This window comes from Ruegeria sp. AD9, assembly GCF_056542305.1.
This window is the reverse complement of the sequence record NZ_JBQFZP010000010.1, coordinates 22,860-48,453: the sequence shown is the minus strand read 5'-3', so window position 1 is coordinate 48,453 and position 25,594 is coordinate 22,860. Positions and strand designations below refer to the sequence as shown.

18 protein-coding genes are annotated in these 25,594 nt (G+C 56.8%); 9 read left to right on the top strand and 9 right to left on the bottom strand.

Going from position 1 to position 25,594, the window contains the following annotated elements; translation table 11 throughout:
- Nucleotides 1-16 precede the first annotated feature (16 nt).
- Entirely contained in the window at nt 17-1,342 is a 1,326-nt protein-coding gene (locus tag ACR0AM_RS14630) for an ammonium transporter (RefSeq protein ID WP_480623298.1), read from the top strand.
- Nucleotides 1,343-1,414: 72 nt separating this feature from the next.
- On the opposite strand, the gene ACR0AM_RS14625 is transcribed toward ACR0AM_RS14630, so the two are convergent.
- The 4 genes from ACR0AM_RS14625 to ACR0AM_RS14610 form a co-directional block, all read right to left on the bottom strand.
- Nucleotides 1,415-2,599: an amino acid aminotransferase gene (locus ACR0AM_RS14625; protein WP_480623297.1), complete on the bottom strand. Its 1,185-nt coding sequence runs from the start codon at nt 2,597-2,599 to the stop codon at nt 1,415-1,417.
- Entirely contained in the window at nt 2,599-3,453 is an 855-nt protein-coding gene (gene sseA, locus ACR0AM_RS14620; protein WP_480488175.1) for a 3-mercaptopyruvate sulfurtransferase, read from the bottom strand. Before sseA ends, ACR0AM_RS14625 begins: the two co-directional genes overlap by 1 nt.
- A gap of 93 nt (nt 3,454-3,546) precedes the next feature.
- Entirely contained in the window at nt 3,547-3,816 is a 270-nt protein-coding gene (locus ACR0AM_RS14615) for a CBU_0592 family membrane protein (protein ID WP_480483876.1), read from the bottom strand.
- A complete protein-coding gene (locus ACR0AM_RS14610) occupies nt 3,813-4,376 on the bottom strand; it encodes a helix-turn-helix domain-containing protein (RefSeq protein ID WP_480483875.1) in 564 nt (187 codons plus the stop codon). The genes ACR0AM_RS14615 and ACR0AM_RS14610 overlap by 4 nt, the downstream gene beginning before the upstream one ends.
- Before the next feature lie 108 nt (nt 4,377-4,484).
- On the opposite strand from ACR0AM_RS14610, the gene ilvD reads away from it, so the two are divergent.
- The gene (ilvD, locus tag ACR0AM_RS14605) at nt 4,485-6,317 is read left to right on the top strand and encodes a dihydroxy-acid dehydratase (RefSeq protein WP_480559485.1); all 1,833 of its coding nucleotides are present in this window, start codon (nt 4,485-4,487) and stop codon (nt 6,315-6,317) included.
- A gap of 128 nt (nt 6,318-6,445) precedes the next feature.
- On the opposite strand, the gene ACR0AM_RS14600 is transcribed toward ilvD, so the two are convergent.
- A complete protein-coding gene (locus ACR0AM_RS14600) occupies nt 6,446-7,264 on the bottom strand; it encodes a sulfotransferase family protein (RefSeq protein ID WP_209599235.1) in 819 nt (272 codons plus the stop codon).
- A 143-nt stretch (nt 7,265-7,407) separates the two neighbouring features.
- Between ACR0AM_RS14600 and ACR0AM_RS14595 the strand changes: the two genes are divergently transcribed.
- Both ACR0AM_RS14595 and ACR0AM_RS14590 read left to right on the top strand, forming a co-directional pair.
- The gene (locus tag ACR0AM_RS14595; protein WP_480623296.1) at nt 7,408-8,985 is read left to right on the top strand and encodes a DUF5928 domain-containing protein; all 1,578 of its coding nucleotides are present in this window, start codon (nt 7,408-7,410) and stop codon (nt 8,983-8,985) included.
- A 318-nt stretch (nt 8,986-9,303) separates the two neighbouring features.
- Nucleotides 9,304-12,903 carry a flavoprotein gene (locus tag ACR0AM_RS14590; protein ID WP_480623295.1) on the top strand — a complete coding sequence of 1,200 codons (3,600 nt, stop codon included), beginning with the start codon at nt 9,304-9,306 and terminating at the stop codon, nt 12,901-12,903.
- Here ACR0AM_RS14590 and ACR0AM_RS14585 read toward each other — a convergent pair.
- The 3 genes from ACR0AM_RS14585 to ACR0AM_RS14575 form a co-directional block, all read right to left on the bottom strand.
- Nucleotides 12,900-14,063: a hypothetical protein gene (locus tag ACR0AM_RS14585; protein ID WP_480474678.1), complete on the bottom strand. Its 1,164-nt coding sequence runs from the start codon at nt 14,061-14,063 to the stop codon at nt 12,900-12,902. The two genes, ACR0AM_RS14590 and ACR0AM_RS14585, sit on opposite strands and share 4 nt — an antisense overlap.
- A gap of 20 nt (nt 14,064-14,083) precedes the next feature.
- A complete protein-coding gene (locus tag ACR0AM_RS14580) occupies nt 14,084-17,359 on the bottom strand; it encodes an ATP-binding protein (RefSeq protein WP_480623294.1) in 3,276 nt (1,091 codons plus the stop codon).
- 96 nt (nt 17,360-17,455) lie between these two features.
- Nucleotides 17,456-18,361, bottom strand: coding sequence for a LysR family transcriptional regulator (locus tag ACR0AM_RS14575; RefSeq protein ID WP_480474676.1), 906 nt, complete (start codon nt 18,359-18,361; stop codon nt 17,456-17,458).
- Nucleotides 18,362-18,464: 103 nt separating this feature from the next.
- Between ACR0AM_RS14575 and ACR0AM_RS14570 the strand changes: the two genes are divergently transcribed.
- From ACR0AM_RS14570 to ACR0AM_RS14550, 5 genes are read left to right on the top strand one after another with little or no spacing between them, the layout of a single operon-like run.
- Nucleotides 18,465-19,907 carry an aldehyde dehydrogenase family protein gene (locus ACR0AM_RS14570; RefSeq protein ID WP_480623293.1) on the top strand — a complete coding sequence of 481 codons (1,443 nt, stop codon included), beginning with the start codon at nt 18,465-18,467 and terminating at the stop codon, nt 19,905-19,907.
- Nucleotides 19,907-20,881, top strand: a complete 975-nt coding sequence (locus ACR0AM_RS14565; RefSeq protein ID WP_480520116.1) for a membrane dipeptidase — start codon at nt 19,907-19,909, stop codon at nt 20,879-20,881. The genes ACR0AM_RS14570 and ACR0AM_RS14565 overlap by 1 nt, the downstream gene beginning before the upstream one ends.
- Before the next feature lie 4 nt (nt 20,882-20,885).
- Nucleotides 20,886-22,574 (top strand): hypothetical protein, encoded by a 1,689-nt coding sequence (locus ACR0AM_RS14560; protein WP_480623292.1) that lies wholly within the window; start codon nt 20,886-20,888, stop codon nt 22,572-22,574.
- On the top strand, nt 22,571-23,200 hold the full coding sequence (locus tag ACR0AM_RS14555) for a DUF3726 domain-containing protein (RefSeq protein WP_480520120.1): 630 nt from the start codon (nt 22,571-22,573) through the stop codon (nt 23,198-23,200). The genes ACR0AM_RS14560 and ACR0AM_RS14555 overlap by 4 nt, the downstream gene beginning before the upstream one ends.
- A gap of 11 nt (nt 23,201-23,211) precedes the next feature.
- Nucleotides 23,212-24,231 (top strand): Ldh family oxidoreductase, encoded by a 1,020-nt coding sequence (locus tag ACR0AM_RS14550; RefSeq protein WP_480623291.1) that lies wholly within the window; start codon nt 23,212-23,214, stop codon nt 24,229-24,231.
- 41 nt (nt 24,232-24,272) lie between these two features.
- On the opposite strand, the gene ACR0AM_RS14545 is transcribed toward ACR0AM_RS14550, so the two are convergent.
- Nucleotides 24,273-25,580, bottom strand: a complete 1,308-nt coding sequence (locus tag ACR0AM_RS14545; RefSeq protein ID WP_480520122.1) for an aminotransferase class I/II-fold pyridoxal phosphate-dependent enzyme — start codon at nt 25,578-25,580, stop codon at nt 24,273-24,275.
- Nucleotides 25,581-25,594: the final 14 nt, after the last annotated feature.

The window sequence follows — 25,594 nt, the reverse complement described above, 5'->3', positions numbered from 1 at the left end:
CATTCGAGGACTGACAATGAACCTGATGAAATCTCTCATCCCTGCCGCCGCCATTGTTGCGCTGCCGCAGATGGGTCTTGCGCAAGAGGCCGCTGCAACCGGCGAAGCGGAACAACACACCCAGTACATCTTTACCACGCTGCTGTTTCTGATGGCGGGCTTTCTTGTTTTCTTCATGGCCGCAGGTTTTGCCATGCTGGAAGGCGGTCTGGTACGATCCAAGAACGTTGCCATGCAGATGATCAAGAACGTAGCATTGTTTTCATTTGCCGCAATCATGTACTGGCTGATCGGGTTCAATCTGATGTATCCCGGCGACGGCTGGTCCATCACGGGCTGGCTTGGCCCGTTCTTCTCGACCACAACGCTTGATGCGGTTGGTGTTGCGCCGGCGGATGCGGCACTGGACTATGCTTCGGTCGGTTCGGACTTCTTCTTCCAGCTTGTGTTCGTGGCCGCGACTGCGTCCATCGTGTCGGGCGCCGTGGCGGAACGGATCAAGCTTTGGCCCTTTCTGATCTTCGTCATCGTGCTGACAGGCATCATGTACCCGATTTCCGGTTCGTGGAAATGGGGTGGCGGCTGGTTGGATGCCAAGGGCTTCTCGGACTTTGCCGGTTCGACCATCGTACACTCGGTCGGTGGCTGGGCTGCGCTGGCAGGGGCCCTTATCTTAGGCCCGCGGATCGGCAAGTACAAAGATGGCAAAGTTCACCCAATGCCCGGCTCTAACCTGGCGCTGGCAACACTGGGGACGTTCATCCTGTGGCTGGGCTGGTTCGGGTTCAACGGCGGCTCGCAACTGGCGATGGGAACAGTGGGCGATGTATCGGACGTGTCACGCATCTTCGCCAACACCAACATGGCGGCTGCTTCGGGCTCGGTTGCAGCGCTGGTCCTGACCCAGGTTCTGTACAAGAAGCCCGACCTGACGATGGTGCTGAACGGCGCACTGGCGGGTCTGGTCTCGATCACGGCCGAACCGCTGGCCCCGACCCTGTTCGGTGCCCTGTGGATCGGTGCCGTGGGTGGTATCATCGTGGTCTTCGCGGTCCCGATGCTGGACAAGTTCAAGATCGATGATGTTGTCGGTGCCATCCCGGTTCACCTGTTCTGTGGCATCTGGGGTACCATCGCCGTCGTCTTCTACGGTGACGCGAGTCTGGGCGCGCAGCTACTGGGCATCGCCGCATACGGCGTTTTCACCTTTGTCGGCGCACTGTTCCTGTGGACGATACTGAAATCCACCGTCGGCATCCGTGTCAGCGAAGAGGATGAGATCAACGGCCTCGACATGGCTGAACTGGGAATGGAAGCATATCCCGAATTCTCGAAAGGCTAAGCCTTGCCTTCACCTGACAAAAAAACCCGGGCGTTCGCGCCCGGGTTTTCGTTTCGAATGTCGCGTCGGCATCTAAACCCCGACATCCACAATTGCTTTGGCCAAAATCGGCACAGTCACTGCGTTCAGCCCAGCAATGTTCAGTCGACTGTCACCGACCATGTAGATACCGTGTTCAACGCGCAGTTTCTCGACCAGTTCCGGTGCCGCCCCAAGGCGTGAGAACATGCCGCGGTGCTGGGCGATGAACCCAAACCGGTCGGATCCGGCCAGACGCTGCAACTCGTCAGCCAGTTGCTGGCGCAGGCCCAGCATGGAGAGGCGAACCTCTTCCAGCTCAGTTGCCCAGTCTGCCCGCAACGCCTCATCCATAAGAATGGTCGTCACCACGCGCGCGCCGTGGTCCGGCGGGAAGGAGTAGTTCTGGCGATTCAAAAACGCCAGTGTGGCCTGATTCAATGCGGTTTCAGCCGCGTTGTCACCGACGGCCATCAGCAACCCGGTGCGCTCACGATAGACGCCGAAGTTCTTCGAACATGACGCCGCAATCAGGCATTCCTTGACCGAGGAGGCCACCAGCCGCACGCCTTGCGCATCCTCTTCCAGACCGTCACCGAAACCCTGATAGGCAATGTCGATCATCGCAACGAGGCCCAGCGCATTGATCAGGATCACGATCTCCTGCCATTGCACCATGTTCAGATTGGCACCGGTCGGATTATGGCAGCAGCCATGCAGCAAAACCACGTCACCCGCTTTGGCGGTTTTCAGGTCTGCGATCAGCCCGTCGAAATCGACGCCCCGGGTCTCTTCATCGAAGTAACGATACTGAACCGTTTCCATCCCCAGATAATTCAGGATCGACAGGTGGTTGGGCCAGGTCGGGTTCGACACAAACACGCGTGCCGAAGAGTTCGCCATCCGGATCAACTCGAACGCCTGACGGCAGGCACCGGTGCCTCCGGGTGTCGCCACTGCGGCGATGTTGCCGCGTGGCACAGAAGGACCCAAGATCAATCCGATCATCGCATCCGCATAGGCCGGATCACCGGCCAGACCGGTATAGGCCTTGGTTTCCTGCTCTTCCCAGATACGCTGTTCGGCGGCTTTCACCGCGCGCATCACCGGCGTCACGCCTTCGGCATTCTTGTAGACACCAACACCCAGATCGATTTTCTGATCGCGCGGGTCTTCGCGGTACATCTGCATCAGCGCCAGAATCTTGTCGGCGGGCTGCGGTTTCAGGTTCTCGAACATCAGTTCTCTCCGGTTGCGACGGGCAGGGTCGGGAAGGCACCCCATTCAGCCCAGGAGCCGTCATAAAGCGAGTGGTCTTTCTTGCCCATGCGTTCCAACGCAAGGCTGAGAATGGCGGCCGTGACACCCGAACCGCAAGAGGTGATAGCCGGCTTAGACAGATCGACGCCCGCAGCCTCGAATATGGCGCGGCAGTCCTCGGGCGACTTCATTGTTCCGTTGGCGTTCAACAACTGCCCAAAGGGCACATTGCGCGAGCCCGGAATATGGCCCGAACGCAGCCCTTCGCGCGGCTCGGGTGCGGTTCCGGCAAATCGGTCGGCCGAGCGGGCATCAATGATTTCGTGATCCGCCAGCTTGGCGGCGGCGGAAACTTGCGTGACGTCCCGGACAAGCTGGTTTTGCACGCGAACGGTCATGTGGCGGTCGCGAATGACCGGAGGCAGATCCTCGATCTCGCGCCCCTCGGCCTGCCATTTTGGCAAACCCCCATCCAGAACCGCGATGTTTTCCTGCCCCATAAGACGGAACAGCCACCAAACGCGCGCTGCGGACATCAGCCCGGCACCATCATAAACCACAACCTGATGACCATCACCGACACCCATGGCCCGCAGGCGTGACATGAATTTTTCGACCGGTGGCGCCATATGAGGCAAGTCGGAACGGTGATCTGATATCTCATCAATATCAAAGAACCGTGCTCCGGGGATATGCCCGGCATCATATTCGGCCTTGGCATCACGGTTTTGCGCCGGCAAATACCACGACCCGTCCAGAATCCGCAGATCCGGGTCTTTCATATGCGCGGCCAGCCATTCGGTGGATACGAGGGTTTTTGGATCGTCCTGCATCAAAGCCTCCCCTAAGCGAGCTTGGGGTTTCCCTATACCCCGTGGCATGGGCGTTCAAGGCTGGATAGCGCTAGCGCTTGTTGACCTCAGGAATTATCGCGCCTTGCGCAGGCGGAAATGCTGGATGATGCCGATGACACTGATCACAATCCAGAACCCTTCGATCAGCATCGAGGCCAGATTGAAATTCTCAAGCAGCGAAAAGACGATCAGGACAGACCCCAGCAGGTTGATCACCGGAAAGGCCAGGTCATCGGAATTCATCATCCGCATCTGCGTCGCGAAATACGCCGCCACCACGATCAGCGCCCCGAATGAGCCGATGGCATCCACGATGGTAAGTGTGTCAAAGATAGCCGTCATATCTGGGCCGTGCCATTTTCAGGAGATTCAGTGTGTTGCGCATAGTGATGCATGTTTAGAAACGCAGCTCCTTGCGAACCGGCGCGATACCCGTGCGGCAGGTCCGCAGCAAAGCGCAACCCCTGCCCGGCCTGTAAGGGCACCCATTCCTCGCCACGCAGAATTTCCAAAGTACCGCTGAGGACAAATACTTCCTCGGTCACCCCGGCGGCATGAGCCGGGGATTCGTGGCTTTGGTTCGCGGCAAGGTTCACGTGAAAAGTCTCGGCTCCCAGTGCGGGATCGAAGGGAAAGACGATCTTGACCTCGATACTGCCGGGAAAGGTTACAGTCTGAAAGACCGATGGATCGCCCAGCGTTGTGTCGATCAACCCGCTGAGCGGTATCTGAAAGCCTTTGGCGATTTTCCAAAGCGTGGCGATCGTTGGGCTCGATTCGCCGCGCTCAATCTGGCCAAGCATGGCTTTGCTGACCCCGGTCATCTCGGCGACTTTGGACAGGCTCAACCCCGAAGCTGTCCGCACATCCCGTAATTTCAGCGTAATGTCGTCCATAGCCATACCCGCGCCCTGCGATTTACCTTGTACGTTATAACGCACATGTGCTACGTGCGCTATAACGTACGAACCCCGAATTATGCAACCCGAGGCAACAGGGAAAACAGCATCATGCCAATGTACCGATCCAGAACCTCTACCCATGGCCGCAACATGGCTGGCGCACGTGGCCTTTGGCGGGCCACAGGTATGGGTGACGACGATTTCGGCAAACCGATCATCGCCATCGTCAACTCATTCACCCAGTTTGTGCCGGGTCACGTGCATCTGAAGGACCTGGGCCAGATGGTCGCGCGCGAGGTCGAAGCCGCAGGTGGCGTGGCGAAAGAGTTCAACACGATCGCCGTGGATGACGGTATCGCCATGGGCCATGACGGGATGCTGTATTCGCTGCCCTCACGCGAAGTGATCGCGGATTCGGTCGAATATATGGTCAACGCCCATTGTGCGGACGCTATGGTCTGCATTTCGAACTGCGACAAGATCACTCCCGGCATGCTGATGGCCGCCATGCGTCTGAACATCCCGGCCATTTTCGTCTCAGGCGGTCCGATGGAAGCGGGCAAGATCGACATCGCCGATCTGGAAGCCAAGAAGATTGACCTTGTGGACGCTATGGTGGCCGCTGCGAACGACAAGTTCACCGACGAACAGGTTCAGCACATCGAAGAAAACGCCTGCCCCACATGTGGTTCATGTTCGGGCATGTTCACCGCGAATTCGATGAATTGTCTGGCCGAGGCGCTGGGTCTGGCCCTGCCGGGTAACGGCTCGACTCTGGCGACGCACGCAGACCGCAAAGAACTGTTCCTTGAAGCCGGCCGCAGGATCGTCGAGATTACCAAGCGCCATTACGATCTGGATGAAAAAGGCTTTCTGCCCCGTGAGATTGCCACCTTTGATGCGTTCGAAAATGCCATGAGCCTTGATATCGCCATGGGTGGGTCGACCAACACGGTGCTGCACCTGCTGGCCATCGCGCATGAGGGTGAAGTTGACTTCACCATGGCCGATATGGACCGCCTCAGCCGTCGTGTTCCCTGCCTCTGCAAAGTCGCGCCCAACACCGAAAATGTGCATATGGAAGACGTCCACCGTGCCGGTGGTATCTTCTCGATCCTGGGTGAGCTCAGCCGTGCGGGCCTGCTGCACAACGAATGCAGCACGGTGCATTCGGCCACGATGGGCGAGGCGATTGCCAACTGGGACATCACCATCGCCAACAACCCCAAGGCACAGGAGCTGTTCAAGGCCGCCCCCGGCGGTGTGCGCACCACACAGGCGTTCAGCCAGTCGAACCGGTTCAAGGAACTGGACACCGATCGTAAGGGTGGCGTGATCCGGTCCAAGGAACACGCGTTCAGTCAGGACGGCGGTCTGGCGGTTCTGTTCGGCAACATCGCACGTGACGGCTGTATCGTGAAAACCGCTGGTGTGGATGCCAATATCCTGCAATTCACCGGCTCGGCCTATGTATGCGAAAGCCAGGATCAGGCTGTTAGCGACATTCTCACCGGCAAGGTGAAAGAGGGCGATGTTGTGGTGATCCGCTATGAAGGCCCGCGTGGCGGTCCGGGGATGCAGGAAATGCTGTACCCAACGTCTTACCTGAAGTCGAAGGGTCTTGGCAAAGCCTGCGCCCTGCTGACCGACGGGCGGTTTTCGGGCGGCACTTCCGGTCTGTCGATCGGCCATGTCTCGCCCGAGGCGGCCGAAGGCGGAGAGATTGGTCTGGTACAGAATGGCGACACGATTGAAATCGACATCCCCAACCGCTCGATCCATCTGGCCGTCTCAGATGAAGAGCTTGCGGCCCGGCGCGAAGCACAGGACGCAAAGGGCTGGGTGCCTGCTGCGCCGCGCAAACGCAAGGTGTCTACTGCGCTGAAGGCCTATGCGAAACTGACCACCAGCGCGGCGAAAGGAGCCGTGCGTCAGGTCTAAACTGATAGATTACCGGTCTGCTGACGCGGCAGACCGGTAAGTCGATCATGCACAGGCGCACCCGGGCGCAACCAGATTAAATGTTTCGCAAGAAACGTTGACGATGGACGGGTCATCCTGCCTAAGGATCAATCGCCCAGTTTGGCGTGAATTTCATCCAGATCGATTTCGCCAATCGGCATCTTGTTGGCCGGGTTTTCGAAATCGTATTTGAACAGCTCAAAATCCTGCTTGTAGATCTCATAGACCAGATGCATCGACAGGTCGTCGAAATAGTCTTCAACCGGATGCGCGCGCTTGGGTCCGTGGCCTTCGGATTCGTTGAACCGGGGTATTTCGGACAGCGAAACAGAATGCTTCAGCTTTGTATTGTCCAAGACACCCTGCATCCCGTCGTTGAACGCTTCGGTCCAGAAGATCCGATCATAACGACCACCGTTCACGATGAAGGTCGACACGTGACCAGACATGGCTGACCAGTGAATGTCCGGGTCCATCGGACGCCGCCAGCGGATGGTATCACGCGCAAACAGCAGGAACCGGCGAAAGCTGGCGATTTGGTCAAACTCTCCCTTGCCATCGTCACCGCCCACCTCGATCCCGTAATTGTAGATCAGCGTCGGCACCAGATTGCCACGATACCGTTTGCCGTTGCGCTGGATCCCGCAGATCTTGTCGAAAAACGAGCTCAGAATACGCGTGTACGGGTTGCGCACACAGGTAAAGGAATACGAGGCGTGATCGCGCACATTTTTGGAAATCAGGTCCTGGCTCTGATCAAAGGCCCATTTGTGCATGCCATCCTTGGCGTCATGGATATCGCCGTCAAAGAACTGACCGTGATCCGAATAATACATGATCTGCCCAATGGTCGAGCAGGCGCATTTTGGCACAACGCGGTACACCATGCTTTCGCTCTCGGTCATCCAGGTACCGGGAAAACCCATCTGCTGTGCCTCCTACGCTGGTCTGGTCTCAAACCGATATGCCAGCTTTTGATAACAAGGAACCAAAATTATTCTGTTTATTCAATCGCTCATCCTCAGTATCACGGTTGAAACCGGGCAGAAACGGAAATTACCTAACCTCGATGGCGAAGATTGCCTATATATTGCTATGCCATAAAGACCCTGATGCAATCATTGCACAGGCCGAACAGCTGACCGCTGCGGGCGATTGCATGGCCATCCACTTTGACGCCCGTGCCAGCGCCGAAGGCTACGGGCGCATTCGTTCCGCGCTGGATCAAAATCCGAACGTGACCTTTGCTAAAAGGCGCATCAAATGCGGCTGGGGAGAATGGTCGCTGGTGCAGGCCACGCTGAACGCCTTGCAGGCCGCCGTCGAAACCTTCCCCCGCGCCACGCATTTTTACATGCTGTCCGGTGATTGCATGGCGATCAAAACCGCAGAATACACTCATCGGTTTCTGGATGATCACGACAAGGATTTCATCGAATGCCACGACTTTTTCGAAAGCGACTGGATCAAGACCGGCATGAAAGAAGACCGGTTGATCTATCGCCATTATTTCAATGAACGCACCCAGCCGAAACTGTTCTACACCGCCTATGAAACGCAGAGGCGTTTTGGGCTGACGCGGCAGATTCCCGAAGACCTTCAGGTTATGATCGGCAGCCAATGGTGGTGTCTTCGCCGCCGAACGGTCGAGATGATTCTGGACTTCCTGCGACAGCGCAGGGACGTGATCCGGTTTTTTGCAACCACCTGGATACCCGATGAAACCTTCTTTCAAACGCTGGTACGCCACCTGATCCCGAAGGGTGAAATCGAAAACCGCACACCGACATTTCTGATGTTTTCGGATTATGGAATGCCCGTCACGTTCTACAACGATCACTATGACATGCTTCTGGGTCAGGACTATTTGTTTGCCCGCAAGATCAGCCCAGAGGCGCATGAGCTGAAAGAGCGTCTCGGCTCACTTTATGCGAGTGAGGGCATCGACTTTCCCATCTCGAACGAGGGGCGTGGCCTTTATGCGTTTCTGGCTGGCCGGGGGCGCATCGGGCGCCGGTTCGGGCAACGCTTCTGGGAGGCCGGAAGTGTTCTGGGCCCCGACCGAGAGCTGTTTGTGATTGTGTGCAAAAAGTGGCATGTCGCCAAAAGGCTGGTCGATCAAATCGCGTCTGAAACAGATATCCCCTGCGTCGAATACCTGTTTAACGAAGAGGATACCCAACTGCCTGATCTGGGCGGTATTGAAACGACGCTGACCAAGCGCTCGCGCCATCGGCGGGCCGTTGTACGAATGCTTTTCGAAAGTTTCGGATCAGACCAGTTGGTTCTGTGCCTCGACCCGGCCAATCTGGACGTTGTTCAGGATTTCAGCGGTGATCAGGCCAAAACCCATGTGCTTGAGATCGAATGCGAATACTCGGACGAATACCTGATTGGCCACGCGCGGCGCGTCGGATTGGCGGGTGACAACAGCCCGGTTGAGACTGTTTCCCATCTGCTGCCGACACTTCGCAACGACCTGAGTTACGAGTCCCAACAACTCCGCGCCGCCGGTTTGGACAATTACCTGCGACTGCGGGAAACCGCCCAGCGCGCCGAAAACATTGCTGTCATATCCGAGTTTCTTGGGGTGAACAAAGAAAAGGCCGACGCGGTGATGCGGCTGGACTACCTGTTCGCCGACTAAACGGAAAGTCAGCCTGACATCCGACAGCTTTTCGGCCCCCTTTGCTGCATTGGGTGCACCGCATATTTGCCTGTCGGAAAGGACAGCCTAAAACCCAACATCACTGCCATCGTGATTTTTATTCAAAAATCGGATACTGTACAGCCAATTGGGCCAATTTGCTTATACTTTTTCTCTTTGGCAGGCCGGCCCTGGCCAGTGAAAGGCAAAAACAGACGCGTCCTTAATTCTGAATGACGGGTATCTGTGCATCGAAAACCCGAAAGCCCCTGCTGGCCGCAATTAGACATTTGAAACGCAACTCCGGGGGGAACAGTTGTGCTTATAGATCAAATTGAAACATCCAGATCATATATCCCAAATGACGCAGACTGGAACCTGATATACAAGGTTCTGCCGGGCGAGGCCAAGATTGCCGACCCGTCAGTCATCAACCGTCATTTCGAATGTATCGAGGTGACCGACAACACGGTTCTGCCAGCAAGCGGCATGTATGTTGTTCTGCGCGGTGTGGTTCAGCTGCGGCAGAACGGTAATCCTTTGGCCAGCGCGGATGTCGGTGACTATTTCTATGAAGAGCACCTTCAGATATCAGACATTCCCGTCAGCCTCGAAGCGCTCGCGCTGGACGGATCGCGGGTGGCTTTTCTGTCCAGCGAGAACTGGCGTCAGATACCAGAGGAAATCCGGCAACCCTGCTTCGCCACGATGTTCGGCGATTTGGTCAGTGTTCAATTGCAGAACTTCCAGCAGCCGATCAATTGTTGCAGCGTGACGGCTGCCGCCCTCAGCATGTCCGCGTTGGGCTTCAGTTGCGAAGTGAACGACATTTTCCGTGAATGCGCGCTGCCTTCGTCTTTCGTCGTCAATGACGGTATCTCACTGGGTGAGCTGTTTGACGTCGCCTGTACCTACATTCATTCGCAGGGCTTGCGGGACAGTGTTCAGGTTCAGGCCTATTTCATGGACGAGGACACGACAAACGTGCAGCTGTTGCTGGATGCGATTGACGAATCCAACCGGCTGGGTGGTGACAATGATATTCTGGTGGCGAATTTTCAGGTCGGCGTCGCCCATGGCAAAGCGAATATGCCGGGCGGGCATTTTGCCGTAATCGCCAAGTGCAACCCAAGCACTGGGCTGGTGCACATGATGGACGTACATCCTGAGAAATACGGCAAGCTTTGGGTTACAACCGCAGACCGGCTTTGGAAGGCGATGTCGGACCGTGACGGAACCTCGATGCGGTCGCGTGGCATTTTGCGCTTCTCGGCGCGTGCCGCGGTCAAGACGCATCTGAAGACATTCAAGCAACGATGCAACTATGTCGACAGCACGCTCTATCTGGCAAAAGACCCCAAGAAACGGCGCAACCTGTTCCGCCGCGCCACTCCGAACATGAACTCCTTAGGTGTGTTGGTGGAAAGCCTGGCCATTCACGGCGATGACAAGGTGGACGAAGACGAGCTGCTGCGGGCCACCGAAGCCTCTTTCACGGATGTTGTCTCACGGGTGGCCACGGCCGCGGACATGCACAACATGGCCCAGAAATATCTGAACGCGGCTGAAAACATACACCTGAGCAGTTCACTTCGCAGTTTCGGAACGCGCGAGGACACATCGATCCTTACCCCCGAAGACTGGTTCAAGATGCAACTACAGGGCCTGGACGCCAACACGGACCGTCACCTGATGATCAATATCGACTTTAATCGGGTAACCGGGATCGAAGCCATCCGCCCGCCGGTAAACGTTTACCGGGAAACCGCGTTGCTCGAAGAATTCTGGTGCCTGTGTATCGCATATGATGAAGCAGCCGACCTTGTGACGATCGTCGACATGAGCCCCGCAACGTCACAGGTCTGGCAAGCCCCTCGTGGCAACATCTTCCGCGGCCTGCGCGATCTGGAGGACCCGGCTTTGCTGGTGATCGAAACAGTTGAGCCGCCCGAAGATCCCGGGGATGTCGCCAGCATTATCCGGAACAACCCCATGGTTCTGTTTTATGAAGATGAAGACCCGTGGTCCTACATGCTCAGAAGTGTTCTTTCGAACATCGGTGCGACCAGCGTAAAGCAGGTGGATGTGGGCGGTCGCGACCCCAACGCGATAAAGATGCGACGTCAGCTGATATCTTTAGGTGAAAAACCCAAAGTTCCCTACCTGTTTTTCCAAGGCCAGTGCATCAGCAAAGGCGAAAAGCTGGAAGACATTGTGGACATGATCAAGGCAGGTCACCTTCAGGACCGCATGATCGAAGCAGGTCTTCCCGTTTCCAAGCTTGAAGAGACACCCAGCCTGAATAAGAACATGTTCGGCTATCCCAAAGGTGTGATGAACGAGGTAAGCAGCGGCAAACGCAACGTGCTGCTTTGTGCCTGCGGGTCATCGGCGGCAGACAAGATACCAGAACTTGTTGAGCGCATCGTCGACGCCGGACACAATGTCAAACTGATCCCTTCCACTTCGGCTGAAAAGTTTTTTCGGGACTTCGGCGCTGAACGGATCGACGCCAAGATCACCCATAACGACTATTACCGCGACGATGATGAATGGAATTTCCGTTACATGGAATTCGACATGCCAGTGCGTGCGTCGCATCTGGCGCTTTGTGACTGGGCCGATTGCGTGATCGTCGCACCCATCACCTGCAACACCATGGGAAAGGTGGCAAACGGGATCGCCGATAACCTTCTGACCTCTGTCTTTGTGGCGTGGCAGTACCAGAAGAAGCCCGTGATCCTGTGCCCGGCCTGTAACACGAATATGTGGAACAACATCACCACCCAGAACAATGTCGCAAGGCTGAAGACACTGGGCATCGATTTCATAGGCCCTCGGGAGGGCCGCCTGTCCAACGGCCGGATGGGGATTGGTATGATGGCCACGCCTGACCAGATCATGGAAGCACTGGGCGAGGCATTCGAAGAACTGGACGACCAGAAATACCGCGTGTGCAAATGGGCCCGGGAGGCTGCCGCCGCCGATGACATCAATGAATGGAAACGTGTGTTCCGCGCCATCGATGAAGGTGTCGTAGGTATCAATATTGTTGACGAAGCCCACGGCGATTCATTGCTGCATTATGCGGCTGGCGGCGAAGGCGAATTGAACGAAGGCGGTCACGATCTGGGCAAGCCAGATTATGAAGCGGCACAGGATTTGATCGACCGCGATATCGACGTCAATATCGTCAACGATCACGGTTTCACGGCATTGCATGTGGCTGTGATGAACAAAGCCCCAAGGATGGTCGACATCCTGTTGCGCGCCAAAGGCATGGATGCAACCTCGTGCATTAAATTTGTTCAGGGCATGGATATCGCCCCTGAGATACGGACCATGCTGGATGCTTGGGCGCGAGACCACAACCTTAAGATAAAAGACGCGGAACAGGGCCGTGACGAAACCTTTATTGCCGTTCAGGAACCCACCTATCTGTATTTCACATACGGCTCCCTGAAACAGGGGTTCCCGAACCATGAGGCACACAGCCGGGTCTTGAATGACTTTGTCGGGCCTGCCCGCACGCGGCAACCAATGCCCCTGATCGTTCCAAATGAACCGTTCTGCGACAATCCGAACTGTGGCTTCCTGCACCGAATGGCGACCCTTGTCGATCAGCAGGGCATGGGCAAACAAGTAAGCGGAGAGGTTTACCGGGTGACGGAATCGGGCCTGCACGAGCTGGACAAGCTGGAAGGTTATCATGGTCCGGGCTCGTCCAAGAACGTCTATATCCGCAAAAAGATCAACGTGATCTTGGATGGCGTGATGAAACCCGCCTACGCCTATGTGATCGCCGATCCTGAAAAGTACATGCAAAACTGGCGTGACGGCAAATCAGATGTCATCAGCGACTACACGCTGGATATGGCTCAGGGTGAACCCAAGCCCGGATTCGAGCCGGCTATCTAGTTTTCCGCTGTGCTGACTGGTGGCGGTTTTGGGCTTTCCTTGGAACTGAGATTATAGGCCGTGATCACCACCATACAAAGCAGGACGAACGGCCAGAACCCGGCCTTGGGAATAAGGTTGTCCCGATAGTGGATGATCCGCAACGACGTCTCAACGTCGGACGCAAACAGGTATGTATTGACCGAAACTGCCAGCAGCATGAAGTACATCAGGAAAAAGAACGACTCCATATAGATCACAGGAGAACCTGCGAACCCTTCACGCAGCTGCACATGGGCCAACAGGATCACGAAAAACAGAACCGAGCAGGTTCCGATTACACTGGACGTGCTGAAGTCATGCCGATCGGCCAGCCCCTCGCGGCGCGTGACGGTCATCAGCGCCCCAAACAGCAGCATTGTCACGACAAGCAGCGGGACCATGTGCACGATGAACGCGTTTGCGAAATTGCGTTTGATGACAAAGTTATAATGCAGCTCGGGCATGTTGGTTTGATAGGCGTTCTGAGCGATGCCCAACGTCGTATCCAGGCTTGACAACTTATAGTCGAAATAGGTGTTCTCACGTTCCCACGTACCCATCACGATCTGACTGTCGATGCCGAAAATATCATCCGGGCCGGTCGCGGAATAAGCCTCAAAGTCAGGAACCAGCGCAACATTGATGTCAAAAGATGCGGGCCAGAAGCGCACCCAGACCGTTTTGTGATCAAAGGGGTAGCGGGTGTAGTCAAAACTCTGCCGAAGGGTTTGTTCAAAATACCACCCGATCAGCAACCCATCTTGTTGCGGCAGCCGATAGGCCTCTTCGATCAGTCCGTTTGCTGTATCGACCGCTTCCGGCAGAAGGAAACCGATCTCACCCTCGGCCGGACGGATCTCATCATGAACACCTGTGATGTAGCGCTGCCAGACGTAACCGGTGACCTGCACGTCGCTGGCACCAAGAAAGCTGAATGATTTTAAGAAGATCCCCGTTTTAACGCGGTAATCCGGCACGGCATCCAGTTTTTCCAGATACGCGTCCACTGATGCCTGATCCGGAAGTTGCGTGGGATCACCCTCAAAATGATTCAGTTCGATCCAAAGTTTGAGCAAGAGACCCCCAAGCCCAAGGGTCAACAAGCCAGAAATCAGCCACACCTTTCTTTCAACGCTCATTCAGCCTCCTGCCGTGTCACCTAATCAGCCAGAAACCCCACTGAACCCAGAAGGGATTGCGTGATACCCATAGCGGCAAACTGCGTTGCCAGATCGGCATACCCCCCGTGTTGTATTGGCGGAGTGTTCTGCTGTCCGCTTTCAGCCAAAAGTCGTATTTGACAAATGGATAAATCGACCATTGGCAAAGGCTCGGTAGTCGTGAAGGCTGCAAGCCCATCCGCATATTCAATTGCTGCGTCCCAATCGCCGCGCGCCAGCATGACGGCGCAGGCGTCCGAGTAAAAGTGAAGGTGACTGTGACCCACACATCCCTCGGAAATGATCTCAGACCCCAGGTTCAACAAGCGCGTTTGCTCATCAGGGTTGGACTCGGCCATTGCCAGGGCCGACAAGGCCTTGGGCCCTACAAAGTTCCGCCCATGTTCAAGCGCGATTTCAACCGCGCGACGACCTGTTTCCCGACCGTGGTCCAACTTTCCGGCATAAACCTGCGTTCGGGCCAGATGTTCAAGGGCCTGCGCCTCAAGGCGTTTTGCACCGACGCGTTCCGCAATTTCAGCTGAAACACTGAACGCTTCCAGCGCCTGATCAAGGTTGCCCAAAAAGGTCTCGGCCACGCCAAGGCAGGTCTGTGCAACGCATTCCGGAACAAAGGCAAAGTACCTTTGCGAGACTTCGATGGCCTCAATGGCGTCCGCCTTGCCTTGTGCTACGTCCCCGGTGTAACTGCGCGCGACGCTGAGATTGTGAAGATTGGCGGCCAGATCGCGGACCAGCCCTTTTTCGCGCGCTCGTTCAACAGCTTGCGTATAAAAGCCTGTCGCTGTCTTCATGGTGGCATTCATGAAGTTTGCGTCACCAAATCCGCTTAGCGCCCCAACCTCGAGGCGGGCAGAGCCAAGTTTGCGGGCAAGCGTCAGGGCGCGTTCATTGGCGCTTAGCGCTTCCTTGTCCCGGCCCAGAGGGAAAAAGACATTACCGCGCACATAATTGATCTGCGCCACATCCCGCTCTGACCTGCAACGCTCGGCGGCCGTTTCAGCCATATCGAGTGCCTCCAGCGCGTCCTGATACAGGCTGGCTTGCCGCGCAGCCTGCGCGAGCCCGATATGCGCGCGGCTGATTTGCTCATCGGTTTCGGCAACGCGAGCAGCTTCCTGAAATTCACGCAGTGCGTCGCCAGACAGACCCTGAAGCCTGTGCGTCTCAGCCCGAGCGCAAAGCAGATCGAACCGGACACCTGCGGGGGACGGCAGTTCCAGAGCGCGTTCGATCAATGGGCTGGCATCGTCAAATCTGAAGGCCTGGATCAGTTTCTCCGCCGCGTCCAGATACGCCTGTGCGGCGTTATTCGCCCCGGCCCGGTCCAGATGCTGTGCGCATAGGGTCGCATCGCGATCCTCGAACCACTTGGCGGCCTGTCTGTGCAGGCGCGCACGCTCGGATTTGACCAACGTTGCATAGGATCCATCCCGGATCAGCGCATGGGCAAACATGAGGTCAGGCCCTGCCTCTCGGACCAGCGCGGACCGGATCAGGCTGGTCGTATCCAGATGCCCTTCACCCAGAATGAAGTTCAGCACTTCTGCCGAGAACCGTTGCCCCAGTACCGATGCTGCCTGAATGGCGGCGCGGCTGGTTCGATCCAGTGCATCCAGTCGGGACTGAACGATCCCCTGAATACTGCCGGGCACGCTTTGTTGGGTAAGTACATCTGTATTGCGCAACAACTGTTCAAGAAACAGCGGATTGCCCCCGGCGCGTTTGACACAGGTTTCCAGCAACTCGGGGTCGATGGCCGTGAATTCTTCGACCAACAGTCTGGCCTGTTCCTCGCCCATCGGCGCCAGTTCCATCTTGGACACCGGCGCGCCATCGGTTGCCATTTGCCAGTCCCGGTCAATCGGGTCGCCTTCAACCCGGCTGGTCATCATCAACACGCAAGGGATATTCCGCGTCGCCGCCGCAATATGAGAGCAGGTCACCAGGATCTCGGGCGAGGCCCAGTGGATGTCCTCGATCTGGATCAGCAGGGGGGCTTCCCGGCTGCTGGCCGACAGCAACTCTTCAATGACCTGCCGCCTTCCGCGCAAGCGGGTCTTGTTGTCCATCACCGCAAACACCTCGGCCAGACCGGCGTCCTGCTCCAGCTCAAGCAGCGCGTTGAGGTGCGCGGCGTTCGCGGGGCTCACCCAGCCCCTGGCGATTGCGTCCCTGGCCGCTGCGGCACCCGTTTTCGCGCCATCCGACGGGTCAAGACCCAGAATGCTGCGGGCGACCATCTGAATGGCCGAATGCCCTTCGCGCGCGCCGAAATCCATCACGACACCGTTGTGGATCGTGTAGGACTGGCCGGATGCCAGTTCAGCGACTTGCTCGGACAAATGGGTTTTCCCGATCCCGGGCTCACCCAGAATCACATGGACTTCGCCCTTGCCGTGGCGTTTGCATCGGTCAAATGTGGCCGAAAACACCGACAATTCCCGCTCGCGCCCGATGAACTTATGACGCCGTGTGCGAATGTTCCGGGCCAATCGATCCAGACGCCAAATTTCAACGGGATCATTCAGCCCTTTGATGGCCTTCACACCAAGGGATTCGCCAACGAATAGCGGTCCCAACGCGCGCTGAATGTCATGTGAAACCAGAGTCTCGCCGCCTGCGGAAATATCCGTCAGACGGGACGCCAGATTTACCCCATCCCCTGTGACAGTGTATTCTGTATGCGACTGACTTCCGGTCGTACTGGCAATGACCTGACCTGACGCAATACCGATGTGGCAGGAAAGCGGTGGTGACAAAGTCGGTAGAACTGCATGTATCTCGGCAGCAGCACGCGCCGCCCTTTCGGTGTCATTGGTATGTGAAATCGGCGCTCCGAAAACGGCCATGACCGCATCGCCGATATGCTTGTCTATACGACCACCATACTTTTCGACGACATTGTCCACTTTGCTGAAGAATTGATTCAGCAGCGCATGCAGATCTTCTGCATCCAGCTCACTGGATAGTTTCGTGAATGCGGTAAGATCGGCAAACATCACTGTAACCTGTCGGCGCGCGGGCTCGAGCTGTGCAGCAGGTTCAGGCTCTGCTGATGTTTGGCTGGTATCAATCTGTTCGATGGCGCGCAGCAGCCGCCGCCGATCACCGACGGCCGTCACCCCAATTTCGATCAAATCCTCGGCCGTCAAATCAGGCAGGATGGAGAAATCGATTTTGTTGTCTGCGAAGGCCTGCGCGTACTCGTTTAATCCAATTGCGCTCAGCCAGCCCCTAAGGTCCTGAGACATGTTTCCCATCTGAAGTCCCCCGCTTCAACCTGGAACCTAGCATGTGAGCCGCTTCGAGTCTGCTAGAACCTAATTAATTTGTGTTTTTGAGCAGGGTTAATCCAAAACTGGCTCCTGCACCAAGCCAGTGTTTCCGAAACCGCTGGACAGGATATACGAACAGCAGGCCTGGGTGATCTCGCGGAAGCGGGCTCTTTCTCGACGGTAAAGGTATACCTCTCGCTTGTCCGGCAAATCTGAAATCGGGCGAAAGGCGACCGCGTCCGGGATGAATTGCGCGACGGTCTGCGGCAGGACCGTGATCCACTGGCCTGCCCTGACCGTTGTGATCAGCGAGTGCGTGTTGTGAATAGTAACCTCGGCCCGGTCCAGAATCTTTTTGAACGAGGATGATTCAATGATGTCGCACAAGGCGTTTCGCACGAAGGGTGCCGCCATCAGGTCACGGATTTCGGGCGGTTTGGCCTGTGTCATAAGCGGATGATCAGAAGCTGCAACGAGTCCGAACTGATCCTGAAACAGAGGCTCGGTACTGACCCCGTTCAGGGGATGATGGCCGGATGCAATGCCGATATCCGCCTTATCCCCGGCAACGGCGTCCAGAACCTGTTGCGAATCCCCGTCTCGCAACTCGATCTTCAATCCGGGAAAGCGTGATGCCATATGTCCCAGCAAGGCGGGAAAGACCAAAGCCCCCACAGACGGCACGGATACGATACGGATCAACCCATGTTCCGCCTGCGCCGCCATTTCTATGTTCAGAACAGTCTGATCAAAATCGCGCACCTGTTTGAGCGCAAGGTCCAGAACCTGCTGACCCAGCGGCGACAGGTGATTTTTCCGTTCACCTTCAAACAGTTTCTTGCCCAGATGATCTTCAAACTGTTTCAGCATCATTGAGACGGCGGATTGTGTCCGACCCAGACGGCTGGCAGCCTCGGCAAGGTTTCCGGTTTGGGCCACGGTACAAAAACACCGCAGCATCTCGACTTTCATCGCCATACTTCAAACTTTCTGAAGTTTTCTAAAGTTAATTGAGTTTGACTGATGTTGACCGAAAGTTCCATCCTGACCCAAATCGAAATTTGCGAATTTGGGGCCTGACGTGACCAAACTGAACCTGATTGCCGGCGAATGGCTGGCGGGCGAAAGCGAAATTGAAAACCGCAATCCTTCGGATTTAAGCGATCTGGTTGGCATGTTCACACAGGCCAGCGCCGATCAGCTTGAGGCGACTCTGGATCAGGCGCGCGTCGCGCAGACCGAATGGGCTGCCTACGGGTTGGAGCGCAAACAGGCCGTCCTGAACGCCATCGGCAACGAGTTGATGGCCCGCACCGAAGAACTGGGTACATTGCTGAGCCGCGAGGAAGGCAAGCCGCTGGCCGAAGGCAAGGGTGAGGTTTACCGGGCCGGTCAGTTCTTCACTTATTACGCCGCCGAGTGTCTGCGCCAGATCGGTGAAAACGCCGATTCCGTACGCCCCGATATCGAAGTGGATGTGCGCCGCGAAGCCGTTGGCGTTATCGCAATCATCAGCCCGTGGAACTTCCCCACTGCAACGGCCTCGTGGAAGATTGCCCCGGCGCTGTGCTATGGCAACGCGGTTGTATGGAAACCCGCCAACATCACCCCCGCCTCGGCTGTGGCCCTTACTGAAATCATCGAACGGCAGGATATTCCGAAAGGTCTGTTCAGCCTTGTGATGGGCTCGGGCCGTTCGGTTGGGCAACGTCTGGTGGAAAGCCCCAAGGTCAATGCGATTTCCTTCACCGGATCGGTGCCCGTAGGCAAAGGTATCGCCGCCGCAGCAATCCAGAACCTGACCAAAGTGCAAATGGAGATGGGGTCCAAAAACGCGCTGGCCGTGATGGACGACGCCGATCTGGATCTGGCGGTGACGCTGGCTCTGGGCGGGGCCTTTGGTGGCACCGGTCAGAAATGCACCGCCTCGTCGCGTCTTGTGGTTCACGCGGGCATCCATGATGCCTTTGTCGAGAAACTGGTTGCCGGTGCGCAGGCCATGAAAGTGGGTCACGCGCTGGAAGCGGGCGTGCAGATGGGCCCCGTCGTCAGCCAGCAGCAATTGAATGAAAACCTCACCTATGTCGACCTGGGCAAATCCGAAGGGGCCGAGCTGGCCTGTGGCGGTCAGCGCCTGGAGATGCCCCATGACGGGTTCTACATGTCGCCGGGCGTGTTCCTGAACACCACCAACGACATGCGCATCAACCGCGAAGAAATGTTCGCACCGCTTACATCCGTCATCAAGGTCGGCAGCTATGACGAGGCGCTGAGCGTGGTCAACGACACCAATTTCGGCCTGACCTCAGGCATCGTGACCAAATCATTGGCCCGCGCCACCCATTTCCGCCGCAACGCGCGCACCGGTGTTGTGACGGTTAACCTGCCCACCGCTGGCACCGATTACCACGTACCATTCGGTGGCCGGGGCGACAGCTCGTACGGGCCGCGCGAACAAGGCAAGGCGGCAGCCGAATTCTATACAACCGTCAAAACCGCCTATATCAGCGCAGGCCCGGTCTGATGCGGATCGACGGCCTGCAATATGCCAACTGGTCGGAGAAGATCTTCCGCCAGCTGCACGAAGGGGGCGTGGACGCGATCCATGTCACCATCTCCTATCATGAGAACTTCCGCGAAACGGTTCTGAATTTTGAGAAATGGAACCGTTGGTTCGAGCAGTACCCGGATCTGATCATGAAGGGCCGGTGGGCCAGCGATATTGACTCAGCCCGTGAAACAGGCCGGACCGCCGTGTTTTTCGGGTTTCAGAACCCGTCGCCCATTGAAGACGATATCGGGCTGGTTGAAATCCTGCACGATTTGGGCGCGCGGTTCATGCAACTGACCTATAACAACCAATCCCTGCTGGCGACCGGTTGTTATGAGGCCGAAGACACAGGCATCACCCGAATGGGCAAGCAGGTGATCAAAGAGATGAACCGCGTGGGCCTTGTGGTGGATATGAGCCATTCGGCAGACCGGTCCACAATCGAAGCGGCTGAGATTTCGGACCGGCCCATCGCAATCACACATGCCAATCCGCACGAATGGTCCCCGGCCCTGCGCAACAAGCGAGATGATGTCATCCGCGCCGTGGCTGAAAACGGTGGGATGCTGGGTTTTTCGGTCTACCCTCACCACCTGAAGGACAAGTCCGACTGCACGCTGGAGAGCTTTTGCGAGATGATTGCCCGCACTGCGGACAAATATGGGGCCAGTCATCTGGGGATCGGCACTGACCTGTGTCAGGATCAGCCCGACAGCGTCGTTGAATGGATGCGTGTGGGGCGGTGGACAAAAGAAATCGACTATGGCGAAGGCTCGGCCTCGGCCCCGGGGTTTCCACCAATGCCGGGCTGGTTTCAGGACAACCGAGACTTTGGAAACATCGAACAAGGGTTACGCGCGACCGGCCTGAACGATGACGAAGTGGCCGGGATCATGGGCAGGAACTGGTATCGGTTCTTTGCCGAGAACTTCGTCCCACAAAGGTAACCAAATGGAACCACACGCGCAGACAGAGATCGCCAGACGTGACCCCGCTATGGTCATGCGACTGTCACGACTGGGATCACTACACCAATGTCGGCTCAGCTTTATGCGGCAACTGACACGCCGCATGGCCGATGAAAAATGGAGATTTTCGCGCCCTGCATTTGAAATTGACGACAAAGGTGTCGGCCATGCGGTCTATACCGCGCAAGGCCCCGATCGCGCCTATTCGCTGGTCGCCTTTGCCCATGACCTGCCTGCCGATCAACGGTCAGACCGGGTTATTGCCGAAGCGTGGGACGCCACCTTTGCGCTGTTTGATGGCATCCCGACGCCAGAAGACATTGATCGCCTGTCCCTGAACGTACCGCTTCAAGAGGCAGGGCGTGTCAGCGAAACCGAATTGTCACTGTCACGCGCCAACCGTTCCGTGCGACTCTGGGCTCATGTGGTGGATCGTCTGGCTGCGGGCCAGCAACCGGACCTGGAACAGATTTATCAGGTCGGCTATCTGATGAGGACCACGGCTGTTTACGGGTCGGGCAAATTCGGCGCTGCGGATCGTGAGAAAACGGCGGACCGGAATGAGGTCAGTGGTCCCTTCCAGATCGAAATGCTGTCAGTCTATCTGACCCGAGTTTTTGTACGCGATCTGGTGCAATTTATGGCACAGGTCAAAGGCGGGGGTCAGACCGCCGCGCTTGATCCTGAAATCGCACGCTGGCTGGGCATCGGCAATTCCACAGGTTTGGGAATGGCGCCGTTCATCGTGAACCATCCCGTTCTGTTCAACAACTGGATCATGGCGCGGGAAGAGGCCATCTCGCGCGTGCGGTCAATTGAGACAGCAACCGGAAAAGACGCGCGTGTCTTTCGCGACGTTTTCGCGCGCAGCAAACAGTCAATCACGTGGTGGCAATCTGAACACCCGATACAGGTTGAAAAACTCGCTGCGCTAAAGGGCGACCTGAATTCAATCAGCGCACTCCTGGCTACGGACGACCTGACACAAGACCATCCGTGGGATCGCTTGATCCGATGGTCTGAAACTGCGCTCAGCGAAGAAGGCCAGGAGTTGCTGGCCTCACTGATCCTTGAGCCTTACGGAGATGTCGTGGACGGGCTGTCTAGCTGCATGGCGGACACAAATGCGGCTGCACAGGTGATTGATGGAGCGATGCGGGTATCCGATGTGCGCGACTTGATCCGCCAAAGCTTTGACTGGGCGCTGGACCTTGATTGGAGTGATCCGAAAAACTGCGCGCGGGCCTGGTACGTTTCCGAAGAGAAACTGGAACCCCGACTGGGTGAACGGTTTGAAGAACCGATTGCAGACTATGAACAACCGCTCGCGCCCGCGCGTGATGCGGCACTGGCTTTCAAGGCTTTGCAAGAGTGGCCGGATGATGCGCCGATAGCAGAGTTTCTTATGCGCCACCCTGAGCACCGCCACACCGTACGCCGGGCACAAATCAGCCGTGTCGCGCCATATGGTGAGATCCATGACAACACAATCGGCGCGAATGTGATGCCCATCGATATGTTGCGCGCAAAACTATCCTTCTTTGGCGCGACGCATTTCGACCCTCGTTCAGATCGCTGGGTCCGCATCTGCATGTATGCCGGCGCCCCCTACCCCGATGAGCTAAATACCGCGAACGCAGATTTGTGGGTTTATCCGGAGGTTGCGCAATGACCTTTTCATTGAACGAAGTCGAAGCAACAGCCAAACGCGCAACCCGTGGGGCCGGATATGCCTGGGGCGTGGCGGAAGAGGCTGCGAAAGCCACCCGGTGGCTAAGCGCCCAAGGGTTCGACGGGCCCGCCATTCTGGCCCAACTGCTCAAACGTGAATATGCGCCCTGTCTGGAACGCCACATTCCTGTGCTTCAGAACGGAGTATGGGTTGGCCAACAAGACCTGTGCCCCCTGATGACCGGAGCTGCGATATCGGATTCACCGACCGTCCTGTCCCATGGCACCATTTCGATTTCAAATCTCGCGGCACCGCTGCTGTTGCTGCCCTTTGTCGCTGCGGGGGCCAAAAAACTGGGAACGACAGTAAAAGTCACCTTTGACGGGTTTTTTGCGATAACTGATGGTTTTCACCTAAGCTGCGCAGACTGCAATTTAGACCGCGCTGATCATGTTGAGATAACTGAGGGCGGCCACATTCAAAACAGTCGTCCTCTGCAAAGCCGTGCCGCTCCAAATGCAGAGGTGTGGCGGATCCTCAACTCCATGGCGCACCGTACATATGCCCCTGCAACCGAAGAATCCCGACTGCTTGGCGCTGGTTCCGGCCTGTCGGACAATGACTGAAGGATCATCAGATGACCGAGACCCAAACCTTGTCGCTTGCCGAAATCGAAAAGCTGTCCTTCACCGCGTTGGTTGCCGCTGGCACAAGTGAAGAAAACGCGCGCCCTCTGGCCGTGGCCACGGCGGCAACCGAAGCGGATGGGGTGGCCAGCCACGGCCTGGCTTATATCCCGATTTACTGTGAACATGTACAATGCGGGAAGGTCGACGGTCAGGCAGTACCGACGCTGGAAACCCCGCGCCCCGGCCTTATCCGTGTAGACGCTGCGACCGGGTTCGCACATGCAGCCATTGACCTGGGCTTCGAAGCATTAACCACGGCGGCACGCGAACAGGGCATCGCGGCTCTTGCGATCACCAACAGCTACAATTGCGGTGTGTTGGGTTATCACACGTATCGACTGGCGCAGGCGGGTCTGGTTGGTCTTGGATTCACAAATGCACCTGCATCCATTGCTCCTTCGGGTGGATCGAAGCCCGTTGTCGGCACCAACCCGTTCTCTGTTGCGGTACCGGGTCCAGACGGACAACCCGCGTTGCTGATCGACCAGAGCGCCAGCACCATCGCCAAAAGCGAAGTGATGAAACACGCCAGAGAAGGCAAAGCCATTCCGGTCGGCTGGGCGCTGGACCCGGATGGAAACCCGACAACAGACCCGAATGTCGGTCTGAAAGGAAGCATGGCCCCATCCGGCGGATACAAAGGTGTGGGTATCGCTTTGCTGACTGAAATCATGGCGGCAGCTTTGACGGGGTCTACACTTGGGCTGCATGCCTCTCCGTTCTCGGGGACGGTCGGGGGTCCACCGAAAACCGGGCAGTTCTTCATCGCTATTGATCCTGCGGTTTCGTCAAATGGACTGTTTTCAAACGCAATTTCGGACTTGGTCGCGTCGATCAGAAATCAGGACGGCGCGCACCTGCCCGGAGATGGGCGCCGTGCATGTCGCCTTGCGGCAGGTCAAAAAGGTGTCGCCGTCAACTCTGCTACATTGGCCAGAATTGAGGCGATTATTCAGGAAAACAGTTAAGAGCAGCCACCAGACCGGGCGATTGTGGTGGCCGCTTGCGCCTAGTTCACGAAATGCAGCGTGTCGAATTCACTGCGCCAGGCAGAGACTTCCAAAGCAACAGGCTCGCCGTCCAGACCTCGCCTGATCAAATCGGCGAGGCGCTCGGCATCTTGAGAGGTCATGCCCCAGCGAACCAATTCAGGAGTGCCGATCCGCAACCCATTCAAGTCCCCTTCAACCGGCTTGACAGGCAATCCGATGCCGCACGCAAGGAACCCGCTTTCGCGAAGTTTCTTTGATGCGGCCTGCCCTCCGCCATAGGGATCTGCCAGAACTGCGAATTGATGCGAATTGGTGAAGCCTTCCGCACCCGCATAAACGCGAACGCCCCGCGCATCCAACGCGGCGGCAAGTGCTTTTGACAGTGCAATCATCTCGTTTGCGTACACCTGGCCAAAATCTATCCAATCCAGCATCGTAACCGCAAGCGCGGCCGTTTTGGCGGCATCGAAATTGGCCGTCATCCCGGGAAAAGCAATGGCATCCAATGCTTTGGCGATGTCGACATCATTCGACACGATCAATCCACCTGCTGGTCCACCAAGGCTTTTATAGGTGCTCATGGTCATGAAATGCGCGCCCTCATTCAGCGGGTTCGACCATGCACGCCCCGCGATTATCCCGCACTGATGCGCGGCATCGAACATGACTTTCGCGCCAACTTCGTCCGCAATGGCCCGCACCTCGGCAACAGGGTGTTCAAAAAGGTTCAGACTTCCGCCGATCGTAATCAGCTTGGGGCGCTCAACCCGCGCCAGATCGCGCAGCTGGTCCAGATCGACGGTGTAACCTTTTGTGTTTACCGGAGCCTCGATCGTGCGCAGCCCGAACAGCCCTGCACAGCCCGCAGTATGATGGGTCACATGGCCGCCAATCGTTGCAGGCGGAGCGATGATTGTATCCCCTGGCTTACAGGTCGCCATGAAACCATAAAGATTTGCAATTGCGCCCGACGGCACGCGAACCTCTGCAAACCGGGCATCAAAGACCTCTGCGCAAAGCTCGGCCGCGATGACTTCGATTTCTTCGATTGCTTCCAGCCCCATTTCATATTTGTCACCGGGATAGCCCAGCGATGGCCGGGATCCGATACCCGACGACAAAAGCGCCTCGGCCTTGGGGTTCATGACATTTGTCGCGGGGTTGAGGTTGAAACACTCTTTCTCGTGAATGCGGCGGTTTTTCTCTGCCAGATGCGCGATCCGGCCCAGTAGGTCGCCGGACGATGCTGATGCTGTCTTTGTTGAGATACTCTGAACCAGCGTTTCGCTTGCGGCGGGTACCCAGTCTCTATGTGCAAGTGTCATCTGACATCCTCCTG

Bases quoted from the DNA above. Each gene is read 5' to 3' on its own strand.
- ACR0AM_RS14630 (WP_480623298.1), top strand. From the start codon at position 17: ATGAACCTGATGAAATCTCTCATCCCTGCCGCCGCCATTGTTGCGCTG.
- ACR0AM_RS14625 (WP_480623297.1), bottom strand. From the start codon at position 2,599: ATGTTCGAGAACCTGAAACCGCAGCCCGCCGACAAGATTCTGGCGCTG.
- sseA (WP_480488175.1), bottom strand. From the start codon at position 3,453: ATGCAGGACGATCCAAAAACCCTCGTATCCACCGAATGGCTGGCCGCG.
- ACR0AM_RS14615 (WP_480483876.1), bottom strand. From the start codon at position 3,816: ATGACGGCTATCTTTGACACACTTACCATCGTGGATGCCATCGGCTCA.
- ACR0AM_RS14610 (WP_480483875.1), bottom strand. From the start codon at position 4,376: ATGGCTATGGACGACATTACGCTGAAATTACGGGATGTGCGGACAGCT.
- ilvD (WP_480559485.1), top strand. From the start codon at position 4,485: ATGCCAATGTACCGATCCAGAACCTCTACCCATGGCCGCAACATGGCT.
- ACR0AM_RS14600 (WP_209599235.1), bottom strand. From the start codon at position 7,264: ATGGGTTTTCCCGGTACCTGGATGACCGAGAGCGAAAGCATGGTGTAC.
- ACR0AM_RS14595 (WP_480623296.1), top strand. From the start codon at position 7,408: ATGGCGAAGATTGCCTATATATTGCTATGCCATAAAGACCCTGATGCA.
- ACR0AM_RS14585 (WP_480474678.1), bottom strand. From the start codon at position 14,063: ATGAGCGTTGAAAGAAAGGTGTGGCTGATTTCTGGCTTGTTGACCCTT.
- ACR0AM_RS14580 (WP_480623294.1), bottom strand. From the start codon at position 17,359: ATGTCTCAGGACCTTAGGGGCTGGCTGAGCGCAATTGGATTAAACGAG.
- ACR0AM_RS14575 (WP_480474676.1), bottom strand. From the start codon at position 18,361: ATGGCGATGAAAGTCGAGATGCTGCGGTGTTTTTGTACCGTGGCCCAA.
- ACR0AM_RS14565 (WP_480520116.1), top strand. From the start codon at position 19,907: ATGCGGATCGACGGCCTGCAATATGCCAACTGGTCGGAGAAGATCTTC.
- ACR0AM_RS14560 (WP_480623292.1), top strand. From the start codon at position 20,886: ATGGAACCACACGCGCAGACAGAGATCGCCAGACGTGACCCCGCTATG.
- ACR0AM_RS14555 (WP_480520120.1), top strand. From the start codon at position 22,571: ATGACCTTTTCATTGAACGAAGTCGAAGCAACAGCCAAACGCGCAACC.
- ACR0AM_RS14550 (WP_480623291.1), top strand. From the start codon at position 23,212: ATGACCGAGACCCAAACCTTGTCGCTTGCCGAAATCGAAAAGCTGTCC.
- ACR0AM_RS14545 (WP_480520122.1), bottom strand. From the start codon at position 25,580: ATGACACTTGCACATAGAGACTGGGTACCCGCCGCAAGCGAAACGCTG.